Origin of the sequence: Actinomadura sp. BRA 177, from assembly GCF_013372625.1 — a bacterium.
In the GTDB taxonomy this organism is placed as follows: domain Bacteria; phylum Actinomycetota; class Actinomycetes; order Streptosporangiales; family Streptosporangiaceae; genus Spirillospora.
Map to the genome: position 1 here is coordinate 1 of NZ_JABXFD010000366.1, position 4,795 is coordinate 4,795.

General features: G+C 72.7%; 7 protein-coding genes and 1 pseudogene. 5 read left to right on the forward strand and 3 right to left on the reverse strand.

All coding sequences use genetic code 11. The features are described 5' to 3' along the window. Window positions 1-97: 97 nt before the first annotated feature. The gene (locus tag HUX53_RS41365; protein ID WP_255205458.1) at window positions 98-1,126 is read left to right on the forward strand and encodes a bifunctional 2-polyprenyl-6-hydroxyphenol methylase/3-demethylubiquinol 3-O-methyltransferase UbiG; all 1,029 of its coding nucleotides are present in this window, start codon (window positions 98-100) and stop codon (window positions 1,124-1,126) included. Window positions 1,127-1,131: 5 nt separating this feature from the next. Here HUX53_RS41365 and HUX53_RS20745 read toward each other — a convergent pair whose 3' ends face one another. Then, window positions 1,132-1,353 (reverse strand): EF-hand domain-containing protein, encoded by a 222-nt coding sequence (locus HUX53_RS20745; RefSeq protein ID WP_176404878.1) that lies wholly within the window; start codon window positions 1,351-1,353, stop codon window positions 1,132-1,134. A gap of 100 nt (window positions 1,354-1,453) precedes the next feature. Between HUX53_RS20745 and HUX53_RS20750 the strand changes: the two genes are divergently transcribed. Further along, the gene (locus tag HUX53_RS20750; protein WP_176404879.1) at window positions 1,454-2,278 is read left to right on the forward strand and encodes a glycerophosphodiester phosphodiesterase; all 825 of its coding nucleotides are present in this window, start codon (window positions 1,454-1,456) and stop codon (window positions 2,276-2,278) included. Here the strand turns inward: HUX53_RS20750 and HUX53_RS20755 are convergent. Then, a complete protein-coding gene (locus tag HUX53_RS20755; protein ID WP_176404880.1) occupies window positions 2,275-2,559 on the reverse strand; it encodes a type II toxin-antitoxin system Phd/YefM family antitoxin in 285 nt (94 codons plus the stop codon). The genes HUX53_RS20750 and HUX53_RS20755 overlap by 4 nt on opposite strands. A 193-nt stretch (window positions 2,560-2,752) precedes the next feature. Here HUX53_RS20755 and HUX53_RS20760 point away from each other — a divergent pair, with 193 nt between their 5' ends. The 3 genes from HUX53_RS20760 to HUX53_RS20770 all read left to right on the forward strand — a co-directional run bounded on the left by HUX53_RS20760 (window position 2,753) and on the right by HUX53_RS20770 (window position 4,404). Next, a complete protein-coding gene (locus HUX53_RS20760; protein WP_176404883.1) occupies window positions 2,753-3,316 on the forward strand; it encodes a ClpP family protease in 564 nt (187 codons plus the stop codon). Next, the gene (locus HUX53_RS20765; protein ID WP_176404881.1) at window positions 3,313-3,918 is read left to right on the forward strand and encodes an ATP-dependent Clp protease proteolytic subunit; all 606 of its coding nucleotides are present in this window, start codon (window positions 3,313-3,315) and stop codon (window positions 3,916-3,918) included. Before HUX53_RS20760 ends, HUX53_RS20765 begins: the two co-directional genes overlap by 4 nt. A 141-nt stretch (window positions 3,919-4,059) precedes the next feature. Continuing rightward, window positions 4,060-4,404 carry an RNA polymerase-binding protein RbpA gene (locus HUX53_RS20770; RefSeq protein ID WP_176404884.1) on the forward strand — a complete coding sequence of 115 codons (345 nt, stop codon included), beginning with the start codon at window positions 4,060-4,062 and terminating at the stop codon, window positions 4,402-4,404. An 87-nt stretch (window positions 4,405-4,491) separates the two neighbouring features. On the opposite strand, the pseudogene HUX53_RS20775 reads toward HUX53_RS20770, so the two are convergent. Further along, window positions 4,492-4,795, reverse strand: a pseudogene (locus HUX53_RS20775) (response regulator transcription factor); the annotation flags it as partial.

Sequence of the window (4,795 nt, forward strand, 5' to 3'; positions counted from 1 at the left end):
TTTTATGTTCTTTCTGCGCACGCACACCTCGCGAGTCTCCCTGTCGTTTTCGTCGGCAGGGTAGGCTGGGGCTACAGGCCCGGCGCCGGCCCGCTCCCTGCCCGGCCGCGCGCGGCCCGCCCTGCTGCTCTGCCCGCTCGGCGCCGCCCTGGCCGCCGCGGGCCTCGCACCGTCCATCCTCGTGCTGACGCTGGCGGCGTGCGCGGCCGGGCTGTTCATCGGCCCGACCCTGACCAGCGCCTACCTGATCGCCGACGCGTCCGCGCCGCCCGCCGCGCGGGTGCGGGCGGCGGCCTGGGTCAACACCGGGCTGAACCTCGGCGCGGCCGGCGGGACGGCCGCGACCGGCGTGTTCCTGGACGCGTTCCCGCTGCCGCTCTGCTACGCCCTCGCCGCGGCACCCGCCCTCGCCGCCGCGGCGACCCTGCGATTTTTGCCGGAACGGCAACACGATTCGCGATTCCGGCCAGTGCGGCCGCATCATCTGGGCATGGACGACACCATGAGCAACGAAGAGTTCTGGGAGACCCGCTACGCCGGGCACGAGCACGTCTGGAGCGGCGACCCCAACGCCATCCTGGTCAAGGAGATCACCGGCCTGGAACCGGGCACCGCCCTGGACCTCGGCTGCGGCGAGGGCGCCGACGCCATCTGGCTCGCCGGGCGGGGCTGGCGCGTCACCGCCACCGACATCTCCCGCACCGCCCTGGAACGCGCCGCGCAGCACGCCGGCGACGCGGGCGTCGCCGGCCGCGTCGACTGGCAGCGGCACGACCTCGCCGTGTCCTTCCCCGAAGTGAGCTACGACCTGGTCACCGCCATGTTCCTGCACACGCCCGCCGAGGGCATGCCGCGCGAGGAGATCCTGCGCACCGCCGCCGCGGCCGTCGCGCCCGGCGGCATCCTGTTCATCGCCGGGCACTCCGGCCCGCCGCCCTGGGACCCCGACGCCCACCCGCACGTCCACCTGCCCGGCGCGGACGAGGTCCTGACGTCCCTCGGCCTCCCGGACGGCGAATGGGAGGTGCTGCACAGCGGCGAGCACGAGCGCCTCCAGACCGCGCCCGACGGGCGGACGATGACCCGCACCGACAACGCCCTCAAGCTCCGCCGCCGGCCGGCCTGACCGGCTCAGGGACGGGCCGTCCGCTCCATCAGCGCGGTGAACTCCGCCAGGGAGATCTTGCCGTCGCGGTTGGCGTCGGCGGCCACGACCACCTCCACCGCGCGGGTCTCGGTGATGTCCTGGCCGAGCTTGGTCATCAGGTTCTTCAGCTCGGCCGTCGAGATGTAGCCGTCGCCGTCGACGTCCACCAGCTCGAACGTCGCCCGGTAGTCGTTCACGTCCGCCATCGTCGCTCCTCGGTTGATCGAGTGGCGACGGTAGCACCACGCCGCCGCCCTTTACGTAGTAAGGTCAGGCTTCATCGCGGGGTCCGCCATAATCGGACGGGTGCGCCGCTCGTACGACTTCCTCGACCATCCGGGGCCGATCCCCTTCGCCCACCGCGGCGGCGCGGGACGCCCGGAGAACTCGATGGCCGCCTTCCAGCGCGCCACCGACCTCGGCTACCGCTACCTGGAGACCGACGCCCACGCCACCGCCGACGGCGTGGTCGTCGCCTTCCACGACCGCACCCTGGACCGCGTCACCGACCGCACCGGCACCCTGTCCCGGCTCCCCTACGCCGAGGTCGCCAAGGCCCGCATCGCCGGCACCGAGCCCATCCCCCGCCTGGAGGACGTCCTCGGCTCCTTCCCTCGCTCCCGCTTCAACATCGACCTCAAGGACGCCCACGTCATCGGGCCGCTCGCCGCGACGCTGCACCGCACGAGCGCCTGGAACCGGGTGTGCATCACCTCGTTCTCCACCCGCCGGCTGGCCCAGATGCGCGCCCGCCTCCCCCTGTTCACCGACCGCGACGTCTGCACGGCCCTCGGCCCGCGCGGCCTGATGGCGCTGCGCGCCCGGTCCTACGGCGGCCCCGCCGCCAAGCTCGTCCGCCTCGCCGCCACCGGCGTCGCCTGCGCCCAGGTCCCCTACGGCCTCGGCCCCGTCCCCTTCGTCACCGAGGCCTTCATCGACCACGCCCACCGCCTCGGCCTGCAGGTCCACGCCTGGACGGTCAACGACCCCGCCGCCATGGCCCGCCTCCTGGACCTGGGCATCGACGGCATCATCACCGACGACCTGCAGACCCTCCGCCGGATCATGACCGCCCGCGGCCTCTGGCACACCCCCGGCCCGGCCGCCCGCCTGCCGGGTGACCGCGCCTAGCGGTTGAAGCCGGGCGGGCGGTACTCGGCCGCGATGCGCATCGGCGGCGCGGGACGCGGCCGCTCCGCGGGACGCGACGGCTGCCCGGGCGGCACCGTGCCGCCGACCTCCAGGTCGAGGCGCTGGGCGCGGACCGCCTCCAGCAGTTCCAGATCCTCCGGGGAGACCAGGGCGGCCATCACCTTGCCGCGCCGCGTGAGCTTGACGGGCTCGCCGGTGTAGGCGACCCGGTTCACCAGGTCCGCGAACTGGGCACGTGCTTCGGTTACCGGAACATCCACGTGATTCATCGTATAGCGAAACACCGGCTCTTCCCCTGGCCGCCCCGGCCCGTCCGCGTTAGCGTGCATGAGTACATAGCGTACGTACTGTACAGATGATCGAGGAGGGCGCATGAGCGGCGAGCCACGGCGAGGGGACGGCGAGCGGCGGGCGGAGACGTTCACGGGGAGGTCGCGGGCCAAGGTGGCGGAGATGCCGCAGCTGGCGGACGCGCAGCTGTACGAGCGGCTCCTCGCGCAGCGGATCGTCTTCCTCGGCAGCGAGATCGACGACCGGCTCGCCAACCGGGTCAACGCGCAGCTGCTGCTGCTCGCCGCGCAGGACGCGCAGCGCGACATCACCCTCTACATCAACTCGCCCGGCGGGGTCGTCGACGCGGGCATGGCGATCTACGACATGATGCAGTTCGTCCCGAACGACATATCCACCGTGGCGATGGGCATGGCGGCGTCCATGGGCCAGACACTGCTGTGCGCGGGGACGCGGGGCAAGCGGTACGCGCTGCGGCACGCGCGGGTGATGATGCACCAGCCGCACGGCGGGATCGGCGGCACCGCGTCCGACATCAAGATCCAGGCCGAGCAGTCGCTCTACCTCAAGCGGACCCTGGCGGAGCGCACGGCGTTCCACACCGGGCAGCCGCTGGAGCAGATCGAGGCCGACGGGGACCGGGACGCGTGGTTCACCGCGGAGGAGGCCCGCGACTATGGTTTCGTGGATCACGTCATCGACAGCACCGACCGGGTGGGCACATGACACGTGCGGAACGGCGGTACCTCGTCCCCGAGTACGAGGAGCAGACGAGCTACGGCCGCAAGGACACCAACCCCTACAACCGGCTGTTCGAGGACCGCATCGTGTTCCTCGGGGCGCCGGTGGACGACATCAGCGCCAACGACGTCACCGCGCAGATGCTGGCGCTGGAGGGCATGGACCCCGACCGGCCCATCTCGCTGTACATCAACTCGCCGGGCGGGTCGCTGACGGCGATGCTGGCGATCTGCGACACGATGCGCTACGTCCGGCCCGAGATCGAGACCACGTGCGTCGGGCAGGCCGGGTCGGCGGCGGCGGTGCTGCTGGCGGCGGGCTCGCCGGGACGGCGGCAGGCGCTGCGCGGCGCGCGGATCCTACTGCACGAGCCGGCGATCGAGGTGTCCCGCGGCTACGCCACCGACCTGGACATCCAGGCGCGGGAGGTGCTGCGGCTGCGGGCGCAGACCGAGGCGATCCTGGCCGAGGCGACCGGACGCGACACCGAGACGGTGCGGCGCGACCTGGACCGCGAGCGGTACTTCACCGCCGCGGAGGCCGAGGAGTACGGACTGGTCGACGCGGTGCTCACGTCGCGCGGCTAGCGCGCGCGGCCGCAGGTTCGGCGGCGGCGGCCCGGGGCGGCCGGAAACTGCAGGGTTGGATCACCCCGGGCGCGGGAATCTTGACGGGGTGTTCAGCGTTGGTCAGGGCAAGACCGCAAGCCGTCTGGGAGGCACGTGACGATGGCCGAGCGCGCACTTCGCGGCACCCGACTCGGAGCGACGAGCTACGAGAATGATCGCAACACCGATCTGGCCCCTCGGCAAGAGGTGGACTACACCTGTACGAAGGGCCACCGGTTCACCGTGACGCTCGCAGCCGAGGCCGAGGTGCCGATGACCTGGGAATGCCGCAGCTGCGGCGCCATGGCCCTGCGGGTCGACGGCGAGCTTCCCCAAGCCAAGAAGGGGAAGGCGCCGCGGACCCACTGGGACATGCTCATGGAGCGCAGGACCGTGGAGGACCTGGAGGAGGTCCTCGCCGAGCGCCTGGCGATCCTGCGGGCGGGGCGCAGGAAGTCCGCATAGCGAACGAGGGAATCTTTCGGCGGGACGGGCCCGTGCCGGTGACGGCGCGGGCCCGTCCCGTGTCCGGGTTCAGCGGCCGGTCCGGGTTCAGCGGCCGGTGCGGGGCCGGACGAGGCCGCTCTCGTAGGCGGCGACGACGGCCTGCACGCGGTCGCGGAGCCCGAGCTTGCGCAGGATCCGGCTGACGTGCGTCTTCACCGTCTCCTCCCCCACGACGAGGCGGGCGGCGATCTCGGCGTTGGCCAGGCCGCCGGCGACCAGGCGCAGCACCTCGGTCTCGCGCGGGGTGAGGGCGTCCAGGACGTCCGGTTCGGGCGGGCGGGCCGCAGCCGGGCGAACTCGCCGATGAGGCGGCGGGTGACGGCGGGGGCCAGCAGCGCCTTCCCGGCGG

Coding starts and splice junctions, on each gene's coding strand:
- HUX53_RS20745 (WP_176404878.1), bottom strand. CDS start 1,353: ATGGCGGACGTGAACGACTACCGGGCGACGTTCGAGCTGGTGGACGTC.
- HUX53_RS20765 (WP_176404881.1), top strand. CDS start 3,313: ATGACACGTGCGGAACGGCGGTACCTCGTCCCCGAGTACGAGGAGCAG.
- HUX53_RS20770 (WP_176404884.1), top strand. CDS start 4,060: ATGGCCGAGCGCGCACTTCGCGGCACCCGACTCGGAGCGACGAGCTAC.
- HUX53_RS20760 (WP_176404883.1), top strand. CDS start 2,753: ATGCCGCAGCTGGCGGACGCGCAGCTGTACGAGCGGCTCCTCGCGCAG.